Raw genomic sequence first — 16,581 nt, 5'->3', positions numbered from 1 at the left:
GTCAGCCTCCGCGAAGGGCGGCCAGTTTACCCAAGTCGACACAAAACGGCCCGGCAAAAAGCCAGGCCGTTGGGTCAGTCGTGTTTTTTCATCAGATGCGGGGACATGTTCAGTTCCCGCGATTGTCGTGCGCGACGGCGGCAGCGGCGCCACAGAGCAACGCCGAAGTACAGAAACAGCAAGCCGACGGCAAGCATGATTGCCGAGCCCAGCGGTGATGCGTTGAGGTCACCCAGCGCCGGCGGGCGGCCGAGCAGGCTGGCTGCCCCAGCCATCGCCAACAGCACGCCGAACGTCGCCAGAATGGCCGAGATCGCCGCGCCAAATCGAAAACGCCAGTTGCTTTGGCCTTTGGGCCGCAAACGGCGTGCGTCAAATCCATCGGATAACTTCATTCCGACCTTCCTCAATGGTATCGGCCCTTCGACCGGGAGTTGACCGGGTTGTTCCTGAGGCTATGGCATTTGCGGCAAATCAGCGGATATAGCGGATGAGCGGCGCCAATGCACCGCTCACAAGGGCAGGATCAGATCAGGTCCTGAGTCTTGGCCAGCGTGGCGAAGTTGTCAGCCATGATCGCCATTTCCGCTTCCTGCACGCGTTCGGCGCTGAGCACGCCGCCCTTGAACGGCAGATCGCGGGTCGCGCAGGCGTCTTCGACCAGGGTGCAGCGGAAACCGAGATTCTTTGCCGCGCGCACGGTGGTGCTGACGCTGGAGTGACTCATGAAACCGCAAACGATCAGGTCCAGCGAGCCGAGGTTCTGCAGGCGCTCGAGCAGTTCGGTGCCATGGAATGCGCTCGGCAGCAGTTTGCCGATAATGGTTTCATCGCCTTGCGGTTCGAGACCGGGGATGAATTCGCCACGTTCGCCCTGCGGGTCGAACAGGCCACCAACGGTGCCGAGATGACGCACGTGCACGATCGGCCGACCGGCGGCACGGGCTGCGGCAACCACTTGTTTGATGTTCGCGACGGCCGCGTCCATGCCGCTCAGGGCCAGCGGGCCACTGAGGTATTCCTTCTGGGCATCGATGATGACCACGGTGGCATGGCTCAGGGTGGCCGCTGCGTAACCGCGGCCGCTGAGTTGAAACATCGTTTTTGGAACGGACATTCTGGGGCTCCTCGGGGTGGGGCTTTTGCGACATTGTCCTCTGGCTGAGCGGTTCTGTGAATCGCTACCATCGTAGGCGCCGTCGTTCTTGGCCTGCAGCCTTGTCAAGTTACACGTTCCGTTCAATGCCTGATGCAAAAAAAAGAAATCTCCTACCGTTGGCGCACGGTTTTTCCTGCGTCGTCGTGGCGCGTTTTGGCTGCTAGAATCGCCAGTCGTTTTTTCTGGAGTTCTACGCCGTGATCACTTCCCGACTTCGTACCCTGCGCGACCACATTCGTTGGGCCGTCAGCCGCTTCCATGGGGAGGATCTGTTTTTCGGTCATGGCACCGACAACGCCTGGGACGAGGCGCGCCAGTTGGTACTGGGCGCTTTGCACCTGCCTTGGGAAATCGCCGACAGCTATCTTGATTGCGCGCTCGAAGATGATGAACTGGTCAATCTGCAGCGCCTGCTCAAGCGCCGCATCGAAGATCGCGTTCCGACCGCCTATCTGCTCGGCGAGGCGTGGTTCTGCGGCATGTCGTTCATCGTCGACCAGCGCGTGTTGATCCCGCGTTCGCCGATTGGTGAACTGATCGAAAACCGCTTTGCGCCATGGATCGGCAACGAACCGGCGCGGATTCTCGACCTGTGCACGGGTTCCGGCTGCATCGGCATTGCCTGTGCTTACGAGTTTCAGAATGCCGAGGTAGTGCTCGCGGACCTGTCGTTCGAAGCGCTGGAAGTGGCCAACCAGAACATCGAGCGCCATGGCGTCGATGAGCGCGTCTATACCGTGCAGGGTGATGGCTTCGATGGCTTGCCGGGTCAGCGTTTCGACCTGATCGTGTCGAACCCGCCCTACGTCGATGCGGAAGATTTCGCCGACATGCCGGACGAGTATCAGCACGAGCCTGAACTCGGTCTTGCCTGCGGTGATGATGGTCTGAATCTGGTCCGGCGCATGCTCGCCGAAGCGGCGGATCACCTGACCGAGAAAGGTTTGTTGATTGTCGAGGTGGGCAACAGCCAGGTGCACGTCGAGGCGTTGTACCCGGAAGTCGATTTCGCCTGGCTGGAGTTCCAGCGTGGTGGGCATGGCGTGTTCATGCTGACAGCCGAGCAGTGCCGCGCGCATCAGGCCCTGTTCGCGTCCCGCGTCTAAGGTTGTGACAGATCGTTCCCACGCTCCGCGTGGGAACGATCAGTACGCGCTCAAGCCCTCAGCGGTGTGTAGCAATCCAGATCAACAACCCCGCCTGAAACACCGCAAACGCCACCAGACACGTAATGGTGAAACGCAACCCGGCATCTTCGCGCTTGAACTTGCTGACTTTTTCTTCCTGCTTCTTCAGCTTCACTTCCTGCTCGGCGAGATTCTGTTCGGCCTGCTGCAGCATCTGCGCGGCTTCAAGAATTTCGACGATCTGCAGCTTTTCGCTGTTCCAGTCACCGAGCAGATCACCGACCTGCACCGCCTTGATGCTGCCTTTCAAATGCTGGGCATCGGCGTAAGCCACATCGAAACCGTGCACGCGCAGGAAATGGTCGCGACGCAAGCGAGTGTCTTCGTTGAGCGCGTCCTTGTTGTTCAGGTCCATGCCTTCAACGGTGTAGCCGGGCCAGCGCTTTTTCGCCCAATTGATGCCTTGCGCAGCCATGAAGCGGCCGATACCGCGATTCAGCGGTTCGATCTGCAAGCCACTGTCGGGACCGAAACTCACTCGTTTGCTCGCGTGGTCGACCCACACATCGAGATGATTCTGCTCTTTGCGCACGCGCTGGTTGGGCAGCTTGATCGCCATGCGCATCAGGCTGCGCTCTTTGCTGTTGCGCTCGGCGTAACCGAATTCGACAAAGCGCAACGGCCGGCCGCCGGTGTTGCGGTCGGTCTGCAGCGGCGCCAGGCGGAGCATCTTGTGGTGCTCGGCCTGAACATCCGCCCACGGCAGTTCGACCGCTGGCGGTGCGTCTTTTTCAGCGCTGGTATCAGTTGAAGTCTGGGTTTCAGTCATAACGGCGAGATCCTGTCCAAGCCCTGCTTGCCGCCAGACGTTGCGCTGGCGACAAAGGCTTATCGGCCGTTTTCCGTGAGGCTGGAGGGTAAAACGCAGTTAACTTGCACGAATTCCGTCAATAAATTCGATGACGGCGGCGCCCAGTTCGGCGGCCAGGGGCAAATTCGGGTCCTTGTAGGAGGCCAATTGCCGCTTCATGTCGTTGTGGACGATGCGCAGCACATGATTCATGCCTTCGATCACCGTCAGTTGCGCGTCCGGTTTCGCCGCCTTGAGCAGCTTCGCGTCCTCGGTGCCGACCTGAATGTCGTTGCTGCCCTGGACAATCAGCGCCGGCATTTTCAGCTGGGCAAAGGCTTGCGCCGGGTCCTGACGGAACAGCGAAATCAGGTACGGCTGCACGCTCGGGCGGAAGATCACCTGCAACGGTTGCGGCACGTTGTCATCGGTGTGGCCGGCCTTGAGGCTGTCGAGCAGTTCGTTGCTGCGCAGCATCAGTGGCGGCGGCAGGCTGCGCGCCAGCTGTTCGCGGATTACCTGATCGACCGGCCGCGCGCTGCCGGACAGCGAAATCACCGCCGCTGCGTCCAGCTTCGGCGCAGCGAGGCTGGCGATCAGCGCGCCTTCGCTGTGGCCGAGCAGAATGAGTTTACCGAAACGCGGATCGGCCTTGAGCTTCTGCCCCCACGCCACGGCGTCCGCCGCATAGCCCTCGACTGACAGCTCACGTTCATCGGGAGCGGCTGCCAGGCTCGCCGCGACGCCGCGCTTGTCGTAGCGCACGCTGGCGATGTTGTGTTTGGCCAGCACCCAGGCCAAGCGCTTGAGGCTGTCGTTACGCCCGCCGTCGGGGTTGTTTCCGTCGCGATCTGTAGGACCCGAGCCAGAAATCATCAGAACGATCGGCACCGGGCTGTCGGACTTGGGCAGCAACAGCGAACCGAAAAGTTCGCCACTGCCGGTGTCCAGAGTGACCGGGCGCTGTAGGACTGTCGCTTGGGCAAAGCCGGTAAAGAGGGTAAGACTCAAGATCAGAACTCGCAGCATCATCACGCCATCATTGGTCAAGGTGCCGGTTGGACTCGCCAGCACCACTAAGGTTCGAGGATGAACTACTCGGTTAGCCTGCGTATACTGGCGCGCATCAAGAATTCGGGTTTGATTTCACGGAGCGTCCTGCATGTCCGGCAATACCTACGGCAAGTTGTTCACTGTCACCACCGCTGGCGAAAGCCATGGTCCGGCGTTGGTCGCCATTGTCGACGGCTGCCCGCCGGGCCTGGAGATTTCCCTGGAAGATCTGCAGCGCGACCTCGATCGCCGCAAGCCTGGCACCAGCCGCCACACCACCCAGCGCCAGGAAGCCGATGAAGTCGAAATCCTCTCCGGCGTGTTCGAGGGTCGCACCACCGGTTGCTCGATCGGCCTGCTGATTCGCAACACCGACCAGAAGTCCAAGGACTACTCGGCGATCAAGGACCTGTTCCGCCCGGCTCACGCCGACTACACCTATCACCACAAATACGGCGAGCGCGATTATCGCGGCGGTGGCCGCAGTTCCGCGCGGGAAACCGCCATGCGCGTAGCGGCCGGTGCGATCGCCAAGAAGTATCTGGCCAGTCAGGGCATCGTCATTCGCGGTTACATGAGCCAGCTCGGCCCGATCGAAATTCCGTTCAAGACCTGGGATTCGGTCGAAGAAAACGCCTTTTTCAGCCCTGACCCGGACAAGGTCCCGGAGCTGGAAGCCTACATGGACCAGTTGCGCCGCGATCAGGACTCGGTCGGAGCGAAGATCACCGTGGTCGCCGAAGGGGTCATGCCGGGCCTTGGCGAGCCGATCTTCGATCGCCTCGACGCCGAACTGGCCCACGCGCTGATGAGCATCAACGCGGTCAAAGGTGTCGAGATCGGCGCCGGTTTCGCCTGCGTCGCCCAGCGCGGCACCGAACACCGCGATGAACTGACGCCGGAGGGTTTCCTCAGCAACAACGCCGGCGGCATCCTCGGTGGCATCTCGTCCGGCCAGCCAATCGTTGCGCATCTGGCGTTGAAACCGACCTCGAGCATCACCACCCCGGGCCGCTCGATCGACGTGAATGGCAACCCGGTCGATGTGATCACCAAGGGCCGTCACGACCCTTGCGTCGGTATCCGTGCAACGCCGATCGCCGAAGCGATGATGGCCATCGTGCTGATGGATCACCTGCTGCGCCACCGTGGGCAGAACGCCGATGTGCGCGTGAGCACGCCGGTGCTGGGCCAGCTCTGATGGCTGCGCTCAAAGCTGTCGCGGCATAATCGGCGTGGCGGCGCTTCCTTACTGGCGGTTGTCCAGTTTCTATCTGTTCTATTTCGCCTTGCTCGGATCGACAGCGCCGTTTCTGGCGCTGTACTTCGATCACCTCGGCTTCAGCGCCGCACGCATCGGCGAGCTGGTGGCGATTCCGATGCTGATGCGCTGTGTGGCGCCGAACATCTGGGGCTGGCTCGGCGATTACACCGGCAGGCGTCTGGCCATCGTGCGCTTCGGTGCTGTGTGCACGTTGCTGACCTTTTCGCTGATTTTCGTCAGCCAGACCTACGCCTGGCTGGCGATGGTCATGGCCCTGCATGCGTTCTTCTGGCACGCGGTACTGCCGCAGTTCGAAGTCATTACCCTCGCGCATCTGCAGGGGCAAACATCGCGCTACAGCCAGATTCGCCTGTGGGGCTCGATCGGTTTCATCATCACCGTGGTGGTGCTGGGGCGGCTGTTCGAATGGCTCAGTCTGGACATTTATCCGGCGGCGCTGGTGCTGATCATGGCCGGTATCGTTCTCAGCAGCCTGTGGGTGCCGAATGCGCAGCCGGCGCAAGGCAATCGGCCGACGGGCGAGGGCTTCCTCAAGCAATTGCGTCATCCCGGCGTGCTGGCGTTTTATGCCTGCGTCGCGCTGATGCAGGTGAGCCACGGGCCGTATTACACCTTTCTGACTCTGCACCTTGAACGCCTCGGTTACAGCCGTGGCGTCATCGGCATGCTCTGGGCCGTGGGTGTGGTGGCGGAAGTGCTGATGTTCATGGCCATGAGCCGCATTCTGGCGCGCTTTTCCCTGCGCCGGGTGCTACTGGCGAGTTTCCTGCTGGCGGCGTTGCGTTGGGTGCTGCTCGGTTCGTTTGCGGAGTTTCTCTGGGTGCTGTTGTTCGCCCAAGTGTTGCACGCAGCGACTTTCGGCAGCTTTCATGCGGCTGCCATCGCTTTCGTGCAACGTAGTTTCGGCGCCCGCCAGCAGGGTCAGGGCCAGGCGCTGTATGCGGCACTGGCCGGCACCGGCGGGGCGCTCGGTGCGCTGTATTCCGGTTACAGCTGGAATGCCCTCGGCGCGACATTGACCTTTAGTATTGCCAGTCTCGCAGCGCTTGCCGCTGCCGTTATCATTGCCACATGTATGCAAGAGGACAGGCCATGAGCCTTAGTCGTGAACAGCTCGCCCAGCAGATCGTTGACGCCGGGCGTTTTCTATATGGCCGTGGCTGGTCGCCAGCCACCAGCAGCAACTATTCGACGCGCCTGTCGCCGAGCGAAGCGCTGTTGACCGTATCGGGCAAGCACAAGGGCCAGTTGGGTGTGGATGACGTACTCGCTACCGATCTGTCCGGCAATAGCCTGGAACCAGGCAAGAAACCCTCCGCCGAAACCTTGCTGCACACCCAGCTCTATAGCTGGCGCGCGGAAATCGGCGCGGTGTTGCACACCCACTCGGTGAACGCCACGGTGTTGTCGCGGCTGACCCCGGAAGATTTCATCGAGTTCGAAGACTACGAATTGCAGAAAGCCTTCAGCGGCATTTCCACCCATGAATCACGGGTGCGTGTGCCGATTTTTGACAATGATCAGGACATTGCGCGCCTCGCCGCCAAGGTGCAGCCTTGGCTCGACGCCCATCCCGATTGCGTCGGTTATCTGATTCGCGGCCATGGCCTCTACACCTGGGGCGCGCAGATGAGCGACGCGCTGCGGCAGATCGAGGCTTTTGAATTCCTGTTTGAATGCGAGTTGAAAACCCGCAGCGTCATGAACCGCCAAGGCTGAGTTCACCAGAAACAGCCCGTTTGCCTGATGCCACGTGGCGCCCGACCGGTCTGCAAGAGCCGGACGGCGCCGCCGCTACCGAGGAATTGCCCATGAGCAGCCTGTCCGTTTATCACGTTTCCAGCCCTGAGATTCCCAACAAGGTGCTGACCCATTTCGAAGACATCGCCTCGACGCTGGCCGAGAAGGGCGTGCGTTTCGATCGCTGGCAAGCTGCCGCGAAAATTCAGCCCGGCGCCAGTCAGGAAGAGGTCATCAGCGCTTATAAAGAGCAGATCGACAAACTGATGACCGAGCGCGGCTACATCACCGTCGATGTGATCAGCCTCAACAGCGATCACCCGCAAAAAGCCGAGCTGCGCGCCAAGTTCCTCGAAGAGCACCGCCATGGCGAAGACGAAGTGCGATTTTTCGTTGCCGGTCGTGGCTTGTTTACCCTGCACATCGACGATTACGTCTATGCCGTTCTCTGTGAGAAGAACGACCTGATCTCGGTTCCGGCCGGCACCAAGCACTGGTTCGACATGGGCGAACATCCGCACTTTGTGGCGATCCGTCTGTTCAACAACCCGGAAGGCTGGGTTGCCAATTTCACCGGCGAAGACATCGCCGGTCGCTTCCCGCGTCTGGAGGACTGAAACCGTGTCGATCAAAGCCATCCTCACCGACATCGAAGGCACCACCAGCGCGGTGAGTTTCGTCTTCGACGTGCTGTTTCCCTACGCCGCCGAACATTTGCCCGAATTTGTGCGCCAGAACGCTTCGCGTGCTGATGTCGCCGAACAGCTCGACGCCGTGCGTCGCGACAGCAACGAGCCGCAGGCCGATGTTGAACGGGTTGTTGAAATCCTCTTGAGCTGGATCGCCGAAGACCGCAAAGCCACGCCGCTCAAGGCATTGCAGGGTATGGTCTGGGCGCAGGGCTATCAGGCAGGGCAGCTGAAAGGGCATGTTTATCCGGATGCCGTTGAAGCGCTGCAACGTTGGCATGCGGCCGGTTATCAACTGTTTGTTTACTCGTCCGGCTCGATCCAGGCGCAGAAGCTGATCTTCGGTTGCTCGGAGGCGGGGGATCTGACGCCGCTGTTCAGCGGCTATTTTGATACCACATCGGGGCCGAAGCGTGAGGCGCAGTCCTACCGCAACATTCAGCAGGCGGTGGGTGTTGAAGCCGATGAAATCCTGTTCCTCTCGGACATCGTCGAAGAACTAGACGCTGCCCAGTCGGCCGGCATGAAAACCTGCGGTCTGGCGCGTGAAGGCGGGGAGTTGGCAGGGCACGTGACGGTGGACAGCTTTACCGGAATCGAACCGGAAGCGTTCTGACCCCACAGTAAATATGTGGCAGACATAAACAAACAGGCCGTGAAGCGCATGCTCCACGACCTGTTTTTGTTTAAAGCAAATTACAGCGAGTGATACGTCGGCAGAGCGAAACGCTGCTGGCTCTGCAGCATTGCAATTTGCGGCAGCTCGCTGGCTTGTTCGGCCAGGTCGCGGCGGATCGCGCTGATCGCCCACGACAGTTGGTCACCGGCATGCAGTTGCTGATACGAGAGGGCGCGTTTGAAGACTTTGCCGTCGCTGCTACGCAGAGTGAGCAGGATGCCACCGTCAGGACGTGGGGCAGTGCTGACTTCGTAGTTGGAGAACAGCGATGTAAATTTTTCTTGAATCAGGCTCATGTCATCAGCTCCGTATGTACTTGAATGGCAAGCATGCGGAGGTAGTTGCAGCGTTTGTGCCAGTATTGATGCGAATAAAATCCCTTTAAAATCAATAAGTTGAAGGCATTGCATTTTGCAGGCGTCGTGCAATCTGCATGAATGGCCATCGTGCATCCTGCATTTTGCGTGATTTTTCTCCGTACAACGGAACCAAACGTCCGTACCAGAATCCGCTCTTCCCCGAAGGCGCGACGGGATACAAATCATTGCAAAAACCGCGTGTACAGCCCCGCGAGCACTGACGTACTTTCCTTCTCGACCCACGGCGTAAACGCGTCGGTCGCAGTCATTACCCGATAACAAGAACAGCGGTCTGCACGTCAAGATCGAACGGGGAGCTTTCATGCGTCACGCACCAAGCGACACGATTACCTGGGGCATGATGCTCCGCAAACTGCCGATGATCGCCAAGGCCATCCCCCGGGTGGTCAAAGGCATGAAGGTGGCCAATGTCACGGATCCGACCCAAACGTGCGGCCTGGGCTGGACGTTCGAGCAGGCGACGCTGCGCAATCCCGATGGTGTGGCGTTGTTGCAGGGCGACGTGGCGTTGACCTACACGCAGGTCAATCAGTGGGCCAATCGCATTGCGCATTACCTGAGCGAGCAAGGCATCGGCAAGGGCGATGTGGTCGCGGTGTTCATCGAGAACCGTGCGGAATTGCTGGTGACGATTCTGGCGCTGGCCAAGCTCGGCGCGGTGAGTGCGCTGCTCAATACCTCGTTGATGCGCGACACGCTTGTTCACAGCATCAATCTGGTTGCGCCGGTGGCTATTGTGGTTGGCGAAGAACTGACCGCTGCCTATGCCGGCGTGCGTGATCAGGTTGCGATCGCAGCGCCGCGCACCTGGTTCGTCGCCGATCAGGACACCTACAGCCATCCGGGCATCGCGCCTGAGGGCTACGTCAATCTGATCAGCGCCAGTGCTGACGCCAGCAGCGATAACCCGCCGAGCAGCGCGCAAGTATTCTTCGACGATCCGTGTTTCTACATCTACACCTCCGGTACCACCGGCCTGCCCAAGGCCGGGGTGTTCAAGCATGGACGCTGGATGCGCAGTTCGGCGAGCTTCGGCATGATCGCCCTCGATATGCGCCCGGATGATGTCGTTTACTGCACCTTGCCGCTGTATCACGCCACAGGCCTGTGCGTGTGTTGGGGATCGGCGATCAACGGCGCCTCGGGTTTCGCCATCCGCCGCAAGTTCAGCGCCAGCCAGTTCTGGGGTGACGTGCGCCGCTATCGCGCAACCACCATCGGCTATGTCGGTGAGCTGTGTCGCTACCTGGTCGAGCAACCGGTCAGCGCCGATGACAGCCGGCACGACGTGCGTAAGATGATCGGCAATGGTTTGCGTCCTGGTGCCTGGGCCGAGTTCAAGACGCGTTTTGCCGTCGAGCACATTTGTGAGCTGTACGCGGCGAGCGACGGCAACATCGGTTTCACCAACATCCTCAATTTCGACAACACCGTCGGTTTTTCGCTGATGGCGTGGGAACTGGTCGCTTACGACCATGACAGTGGCGAGCCATTGCGCGGCGATGATGGTTTCATGCGCAAGGTCGGCAAGGGCGAGCAGGGCCTGCTGCTGGCGCGGATCGACGACAAGGCACCGCTGGACGGTTACACCGACCCGCAGAAAACCGCCCGCGTCGTCCTCCACGATGTGTTCAACAAGGGCGATCGCTTTTTCAACACCGGCGACCTGCTGCGCAATATCGGTTTCGGCCATGCGCAATTTGTTGATCGCCTCGGCGATACCTATCGCTGGAAGGGTGAAAACGTGTCGACCACCGAAGTCGAAAACCTGTTGTTGCAGCATCCATTGATCGCTGAAGCCGTGGCCTACAGTGTGGAAATCCCCAACACCAACGGGCGTGCGGGGATGGCCGCAATCACTCCCGCCGAATCCTTGGCCACGCTGGATTTTGCCGAACTGCTGAGTTTCGTCCGGCAACGTATGCCGGCTTATGCCGTGCCGTTGTTCTTGCGGGTGAAAGTGAAAATGGAAACCACCGGGACCTTCAAATACCAGAAGACCCGCCTGAAAACGGAAGGCTTTGACCCCGGGCTCACCGGCGATGACCCGATCTTCGCCTGGCTGCCGGGCAGCGAAACCTATGTGCATGTCAGTGAGCAAATCCTCGCTGAAATTCAACAGGGCAAACATCGATATTGAGTGTGGCTATCGGGACGCTTGGAAAAAACCGAGTGACAGCCACCGTCGCGCTCGGGAAACTGTCGGCTTTCCGATAGACCGAAATGGAGTGCCCCATGTCCGACCAAAGCCGCCAGATGACCCCTGAAGAAGCTGCCGAATTCACCGAGCAGGTTTTCAACAAGGCGCGCGACGGTGATGCCGAGATGCTTGATCGCCTGGTCAGCGCCGGGCTGCCGGTGAACCTGAAAAACAGCAAGGGCGACACCTTGTTGATGCTCGCCAGCTACTACGGCCATGTCGATGCGGTGAAGGTCCTGCTTAAACACAAGGCCGATCCGGAAATGCGCAATGGCAACGGCCAGAGCCCGATTGCCGGCGCTGCGTTCAAGGGCGATCTGGCGGTGGTCAAGGCGCTGGTCGAGGCGGGCGCCGAAATCGAAGGTTCTTCCTTCGACGGCCGTACCGCGTTGATGATGGCGGCAATGTTCAACCGCGTTGAAATCGTCGACTACCTGATCGGCCAGGGCGCAGACCCGAAAGCCAAGGACGCCAATGGCGTGACCGCGCTGGATGCGGCGCGGACCATGGGCGCGGTCGATACCACCGCGCAGCTGGAAAAGTTGCTGGCGTAAAGTCCACGGACTGTGGCGAAGGGCAGAATGCGCTATCCTTCGCGCCCTGAAAATTCACCTCCGCCACAGGATCCGCCCTCATGAAAGCCGCACTCGTCGAACTCATCAGCAAAATCAGCTCCGGCTGCATGGGCGAGGATGAGATCCTGAAAGTGGCCGACGAAGCCGCCGAGGCCTACGCCGACGCCGAGGCTTTTCTGGCCGCCAATCCGGACATCAACTACGACGATACTTTCCCGATCCCGCTGGGTGAGTGGGTAGTGGTCGGCAGCCTGCCGGAAACCGTGCTGTTTCAGGCCGATACCTACGTCGATCTGTTCGCACAAATCGTTGCCTCGTTTGGTCCGGGCGTGGATTTCAATCTCAAGCCCAAGCAACTGGCCAAGACCGAAGCACTGACCGCACTCAACCGTATTCAGGTGCAGATGAGCAGCCTGAACAAGGAAAACGGCGGTTACACGTTGATGAACTTCAGCCAGTTGCTCGACGATGAGCTGCAAATGGTCCTGGTCTACGGCAACGATGTGCCCCGCGTGCTGGAGTTATGCGCCGAGGTTGGCATCGCCGCTGCGCCAGCGCTGGAAGCCTTGAAGGTCGCCGTTCACGTCTGAACGCAATAAAAGGGAACCCTGCGCGCGACCGTCTATCCTAAAAGTGCATGCCACTATTCTGGAGCGACACCATGGGTTCCACGTTCAACGGTCTGATTGGCCTGATCATCCTTGCCCTCGACATCTGGGCCATCATCAACGTGCTGAAAAGCGGCGCCTCCACCGGAATGAAAATCGTCTGGGTGTTGCTGATCATCCTCCTGCCGGTGCTGGGCCTGATCATCTGGGCGATTGCCGGGCCACGGGGCAACGTCCGGATCTGAGCTGATTTTCGATCACACGGTCATCCCTGTGGGAGCGAGCCTGCTCGCGAAGACGTTGGGTCAGTCGCCATCACCGGCAACTGATGCTGCGCTTTCGCAAGCAGGCTCGCTCCCACAGTAATTTGCGCTGGTAAAAAACAACCTGAGGTTCGACCTGTCATCTTCGGCAACGTAGAATGCGCGCCTTTCCCGGGCAATCGTCCCCACGATGGCGCCCGCGCATTTATCGGAGCACTTGACCATGACCGTCACCAAGACCAGCGAGTACCTGGAAACCCTCTACGAAGGCTACGGCCAGCGTTTTCGCATGGAAAAACTGCTGCACGAAGTGCGCACCGAACACCAGCACCTGGTGATCTTCCAGAACCCGCGCATGGGCCGGGTGATGGCGCTGGACGGCGTGATCCAGACCACCGAAGCCGACGAATTCATCTACCACGAGATGCTCACCCACGTGCCGATCCTCGCCCATGGCACTGCCAAGCGCGTGCTGATCATCGGCGGCGGTGACGGCGGTATGTTGCGCGAAGTGACCAAGCACGCCGGCGTCGAGCACATCACCATGGTCGAGATCGACGGCACCGTGGTCGACATGTGCAAGGAATTCCTGCCGAACCATTCCGCCGGAGCCTACGACGATCCGCGCCTGAACCTGGTGATCGATGACGGCATGCGTTTCGTCGCCACCACCACTGAAAAATTCGACGTGATCATCTCCGACTCCACCGACCCTATCGGCCCGGGCGAAGTGCTGTTCTCGGAGAACTTCTACCAGGCATGCCACCGCTGCCTGAACGAAGGCGGCATTCTCGTCACTCAGAACGGCACGCCGTTCATGCAGATCGACGAAGTCAAAACCACCGCCGGTCGCCTGCGCAGCCTGTTCCCGGACTGGCATTTCTATCAGGCGGCCGTACCGACCTACATCGGCGGTTCGATGACCTTCGCCTGGGGCTCGACCAACCCGGCCTACCGCAAGCTCAGCCGTGAAACCCTGCAACAGCGCTTCATCGGCAGCGGCATCGTCACCCGCTACTACAACCCGGAAATCCACATCGGCGCGTTCGCTTTGCCGCAATACGTGCTGCAGGCGGTCAACAAGCCGAGCAACGACTGATCACGCTGAAGTCGCTCTGCAAGGGAGCTTTTGTGGTGAGGGGATAAATCCCCTCGCCACAGAAGTCCGCCTTACCGATTGGATGGTTATTTTCACCGTTGTCGGCTGTAATCCTTTTGAACCAACTATCGCGGAAAAAAGTCGAGATAGAGGTAAGCCCATTTACGGGTTGATCGAGGAGGCACTGATGCAAAAGTGGAAAGTCACTTTCGTGGATGATCACGGTGAAATTGTCGATGAAGTCTTCGAACGTGAGGAATGCCCGTCCGATGATGAAGCCGCACGGCTCGTCAAAGAGCGGCTTCTTCCGGTCGCCGCCAAGCTGGATCTCAACGATCTGGAAGGGCGCACCGCCGATGCGGGGGTGAAAAACCTCAAGACCCAGAACGGCATCGAAATCCGCAGCATCACCCCTGTCTGAATACTTCCTGTCATCTCGTAAACCAGGCCTTGGCAGCGGCGCTCTCTTGGGGCTACTCTGCAAGCGAGATCAGCGAATGGATCGCTAAGGTCTGGTCTTGTCAGCTACATGCTTGTTTCCCGCGCGCAACCACGTTGCCGTAGTACTTAGGCCAAAAGGCCCGGGGCGGGAATACGGAAAGTCTATCCATCAATCGAGGGGGACGATTCATGAGCACAGCCTATCAAGAAGACATCAGCAGCAACGTTCTGCGCCGCATGAAAGAAGGCGGTTTCGATTTTTCCCGGTTCCATCCCATCGAGTTCTACGCGATTTTCCCGGACGAGGAGCGGGCGCGCAGGGCAGCAGGCAAATTTCGCGGTGAATCCATCAATGCCCAGGTCAGTGCGCGCGACGACGGCGCCTGGTCGCTGGAATTGAGCAAAGTGATGTACGCAACCTATGACGACATCGGCGATTTCGAGCAAGGCTTTTCAGCCGTGGTCGAACCGCTGGGCGGCATTATCGAGGGTTGGGGCGTGAAGCAGGAGGTGCGCAATCGTTACCGGTTGAATTGATATTGCGCATTGTCTGTCGGGCAACGGCTGACCTTCGGGTCGGCCGTTGTCGTTTCTGGCTTCTGCATATCGCAGTGGCAAAACCCTGAAACAAGAATCCTGGGCAAAAAAAAAGCCACCGGAGAGGGTGGCTGAAAGGGAAGACGGGTATGCAATAAAGTCCTGTCGGGACGGGGCTGCCAAGGCAGTTCAGATCAGTTGAGCTGTCTACTTCGCGGCGGCGTGCCGGGGAAGTTTTGCAGCGAATGCGCGGATTATCCGCAGTCGTGGCCGGGCAGTGAAATCAACTCTGACTATGCTGGTGATAGGCGATGCAGTGCGTCGCAATGAAGCGGGGGCAATCGGGCCGGGGCATTTGCCGCACAGGAATGGTGCGCAGCCTTCGGCGTGGATCTACAACCGATTGAAATCAAAGCGTTTATGCCGATGGCACGGGCCTTGCGAAGGCCTGTATGTCCGGAGTGACAAGGAGTACGGCATGATCCGCACCTATTTTGACGAGATGTACGATGCCGGCGGCCTGGTCCGCCCGCATTACCGGGAATTTGCCCGCTGGCTGGCCGAGACGCCCGACGAGCTGCTCGCGCAGCGCCGCCGCGAGGCCGATCTGCTGTTCCACCGTGCCGGGATCACCTTCACGCTCTATGACGACGAGCAGGGCACCGAGCGCCTGATTCCGTTCGACACCATTCCCCGCAGCATTCCGGCCAGTGAATGGCGGATTGTCGAGCGCGGCTGCATTCAGCGGGTCAAAGCGTTGAACATGTTTCTCGCCGACCTCTACCACGAGCAGCGCATCATCAAGGCCGGGATCATTCCCGCCGAACAGGTGCTGGCCAACGAGCAATACCAATTGGCGATGCAAGGTCTGGATCTGCACCGCGATATCTATGCGCACATCTCCGGCGTCGATCTGGTGCGCGATGGCGATGGCACTTACTACGTCCTCGAAGACAACCTGCGCACCCCCAGTGGCGTCAGCTACATGCTCGAGGACCGCAAGATGATGATGCGTCTGTTCCCCGAACTGTTCTCCGCCCAGCGCATCGCCCCGATCGATCACTATCCCAATCTGCTGCTCGACACCCTGAAAAGCTCAAGCCCGATCGACAACCCGAGCGTGGTGGTGTTGACGCCGGGACGCTTCAACAGCGCGTTCTTCGAACACGCGTTTCTTGCCCGGGAAATGGGCGTGGAACTGGTCGAAGGTGCGGATCTGTTCGTGCGTGACGACAAAGTCTTCATGCGCACCACCGATGGCCCGAAAGCGGTCGACGTGATCTATCGCCGCCTCGACGATGCCTTCCTCGATCCGCTGGCATTCAACCCGGACTCGATGCTAGGCGTGCCGGGGCTGCTGTCGTCCTATCGTTCCGGCAATGTGGTGCTGGCCAACGCCATCGGCACCGGAGTGGCGGACGATAAATCGGTGTACCCGTTTGTCACCGACATGATCCGTTTCTACCTCGACGAAGAGCCGATTCTGAAAAACGTGCCGACCTGGCAGTGCCGCAACCCGTCCGAGCTGTCCCATGTGCTGGCCAATCTTCCGGAACTGGTGGTCAAGGAAACCCAAGGCTCCGGCGGTTACGGGATGCTCGTTGGGCCAGCCGCGACGACAGCGGAAATCGATGCCTTTCGCGAGCGCATCAAAGCCAAACCCCATGCCTACATTGCGCAACCGACGCTATCGCTGTCGACCTGTCCGACCTTTGTCGAAAACGGCATCGCGCCGCGCCATATCGACTTGCGTCCGTTCGTGCTGTCCGGCCGCGAAACCCGGGTCGTTCCCGGCGGTTTGACCCGTGTCGCGTTGCGTGAAGGCTCCCTGGTGGTGAATTCCTCCCAGGGCGGCGGCACCAAGGACACCTGGGTAGTCGAGGATTGAAGGAAGCT

The 16,581-nt window shown here is 59.8% G+C and carries 19 protein-coding genes; 14 read left to right on the top strand and 5 right to left on the bottom strand.

The features are described 5' to 3' along the window. Positions 1-74: 74 nt before the first annotated feature. Together J5M66_RS06390 and J5M66_RS06385 are read right to left on the bottom strand one after the other, a co-directional pair. Complete coding sequence (locus tag J5M66_RS06390; RefSeq protein WP_016773771.1) at positions 75-395, bottom strand: hypothetical protein; 321 nt, start codon at positions 393-395, stop codon at positions 75-77. Positions 396-526: 131 nt separating this feature from the next. After that, the gene (locus J5M66_RS06385; RefSeq protein ID WP_016773772.1) at positions 527-1,117 is read right to left on the bottom strand and encodes a cysteine hydrolase family protein; all 591 of its coding nucleotides are present in this window, start codon (positions 1,115-1,117) and stop codon (positions 527-529) included. Between the two features lie 239 nt (positions 1,118-1,356). Between J5M66_RS06385 and prmB the strand changes: the two genes are divergently transcribed. Then, a complete protein-coding gene (gene prmB / locus J5M66_RS06380; RefSeq protein ID WP_056784046.1) occupies positions 1,357-2,265 on the top strand; it encodes a 50S ribosomal protein L3 N(5)-glutamine methyltransferase in 909 nt (302 codons plus the stop codon). A 58-nt stretch (positions 2,266-2,323) separates the two neighbouring features. Here the strand turns inward: prmB and J5M66_RS06375 are convergent, their stop codons facing one another. Both J5M66_RS06375 and J5M66_RS06370 read right to left on the bottom strand, forming a co-directional pair. After that, on the bottom strand, positions 2,324-3,115 hold the full coding sequence (locus tag J5M66_RS06375) for a hypothetical protein (protein ID WP_123443425.1): 792 nt from the start codon (positions 3,113-3,115) through the stop codon (positions 2,324-2,326). Between the two features lie 99 nt (positions 3,116-3,214). Then, complete coding sequence (locus tag J5M66_RS06370; RefSeq protein ID WP_051600636.1) at positions 3,215-4,168, bottom strand: alpha/beta fold hydrolase; 954 nt, start codon at positions 4,166-4,168, stop codon at positions 3,215-3,217. 130 nt (positions 4,169-4,298) lie between these two features. Between J5M66_RS06370 and aroC the strand changes: the two genes are divergently transcribed. The 5 genes from aroC to mtnC all read left to right on the top strand — a co-directional run bounded on the left by aroC (position 4,299) and on the right by mtnC (position 8,519). Beyond that, positions 4,299-5,390, top strand: coding sequence for a chorismate synthase (gene aroC / locus J5M66_RS06365; RefSeq protein ID WP_024012223.1), 1,092 nt, complete (start codon positions 4,299-4,301; stop codon positions 5,388-5,390). A 34-nt stretch (positions 5,391-5,424) separates the two neighbouring features. Next, positions 5,425-6,570: an MFS transporter gene (locus J5M66_RS06360; protein ID WP_024012224.1), complete on the top strand. Its 1,146-nt coding sequence runs from the start codon at positions 5,425-5,427 to the stop codon at positions 6,568-6,570. Continuing rightward, positions 6,567-7,193 carry a methylthioribulose 1-phosphate dehydratase gene (locus tag J5M66_RS06355; protein WP_024012225.1) on the top strand — a complete coding sequence of 209 codons (627 nt, stop codon included), beginning with the start codon at positions 6,567-6,569 and terminating at the stop codon, positions 7,191-7,193. The genes J5M66_RS06360 and J5M66_RS06355 overlap by 4 nt, the downstream gene beginning before the upstream one ends. A gap of 92 nt (positions 7,194-7,285) precedes the next feature. Continuing rightward, on the top strand, positions 7,286-7,831 hold the full coding sequence (locus tag J5M66_RS06350) for an acireductone dioxygenase (protein WP_122880961.1): 546 nt from the start codon (positions 7,286-7,288) through the stop codon (positions 7,829-7,831). Between the two features lie 4 nt (positions 7,832-7,835). Then, on the top strand, positions 7,836-8,519 hold the full coding sequence (gene mtnC, locus J5M66_RS06345) for an acireductone synthase (RefSeq protein WP_206420757.1): 684 nt from the start codon (positions 7,836-7,838) through the stop codon (positions 8,517-8,519). Between the two features lie 80 nt (positions 8,520-8,599). On the opposite strand, the gene J5M66_RS06340 is transcribed toward mtnC, so the two are convergent. Next, on the bottom strand, positions 8,600-8,878 hold the full coding sequence (locus tag J5M66_RS06340; protein WP_016773780.1) for a DUF3509 domain-containing protein: 279 nt from the start codon (positions 8,876-8,878) through the stop codon (positions 8,600-8,602). Positions 8,879-9,263: 385 nt separating this feature from the next. Here J5M66_RS06340 and J5M66_RS06335 point away from each other — a divergent pair, with 385 nt between their 5' ends. The 8 genes from J5M66_RS06335 (at position 9,264) to J5M66_RS06300 (ending at position 16,573) form a co-directional block, all read left to right on the top strand. Further along, positions 9,264-11,102, top strand: coding sequence for a long-chain-acyl-CoA synthetase (locus J5M66_RS06335; protein WP_207807416.1), 1,839 nt, complete (start codon positions 9,264-9,266; stop codon positions 11,100-11,102). Positions 11,103-11,197: 95 nt separating this feature from the next. Next, positions 11,198-11,716: an ankyrin repeat domain-containing protein gene (locus J5M66_RS06330; protein WP_016773782.1), complete on the top strand. Its 519-nt coding sequence runs from the start codon at positions 11,198-11,200 to the stop codon at positions 11,714-11,716. 80 nt (positions 11,717-11,796) lie between these two features. Then, positions 11,797-12,327 (top strand): hypothetical protein, encoded by a 531-nt coding sequence (locus J5M66_RS06325; protein WP_110601273.1) that lies wholly within the window; start codon positions 11,797-11,799, stop codon positions 12,325-12,327. Between the two features lie 71 nt (positions 12,328-12,398). After that, positions 12,399-12,590, top strand: a complete 192-nt coding sequence (locus J5M66_RS06320; RefSeq protein WP_016773784.1) for a PLDc N-terminal domain-containing protein — start codon at positions 12,399-12,401, stop codon at positions 12,588-12,590. Positions 12,591-12,831: 241 nt separating this feature from the next. After that, positions 12,832-13,707 (top strand): polyamine aminopropyltransferase, encoded by an 876-nt coding sequence (gene speE / locus J5M66_RS06315; protein WP_016773785.1) that lies wholly within the window; start codon positions 12,832-12,834, stop codon positions 13,705-13,707. 187 nt (positions 13,708-13,894) lie between these two features. After that, complete coding sequence (locus J5M66_RS06310; RefSeq protein ID WP_024012230.1) at positions 13,895-14,128, top strand: hypothetical protein; 234 nt, start codon at positions 13,895-13,897, stop codon at positions 14,126-14,128. Between the two features lie 209 nt (positions 14,129-14,337). Beyond that, complete coding sequence (locus tag J5M66_RS06305; protein ID WP_003223226.1) at positions 14,338-14,685, top strand: ribonuclease E inhibitor RraB; 348 nt, start codon at positions 14,338-14,340, stop codon at positions 14,683-14,685. A gap of 478 nt (positions 14,686-15,163) precedes the next feature. Next, the gene (locus J5M66_RS06300; protein ID WP_207807415.1) at positions 15,164-16,573 is read left to right on the top strand and encodes a circularly permuted type 2 ATP-grasp protein; all 1,410 of its coding nucleotides are present in this window, start codon (positions 15,164-15,166) and stop codon (positions 16,571-16,573) included. The last annotated feature ends 8 nt before the right edge of the window (positions 16,574-16,581 follow it).

Source organism: Pseudomonas sp. 67(2021) (genome assembly GCF_017491835.1).
In the GTDB taxonomy this organism is placed as follows: domain Bacteria; phylum Pseudomonadota; class Gammaproteobacteria; order Pseudomonadales; family Pseudomonadaceae; genus Aquipseudomonas; species Aquipseudomonas atacamensis.
This window is presented reverse-complemented; position numbering and strand designations above follow the sequence as displayed.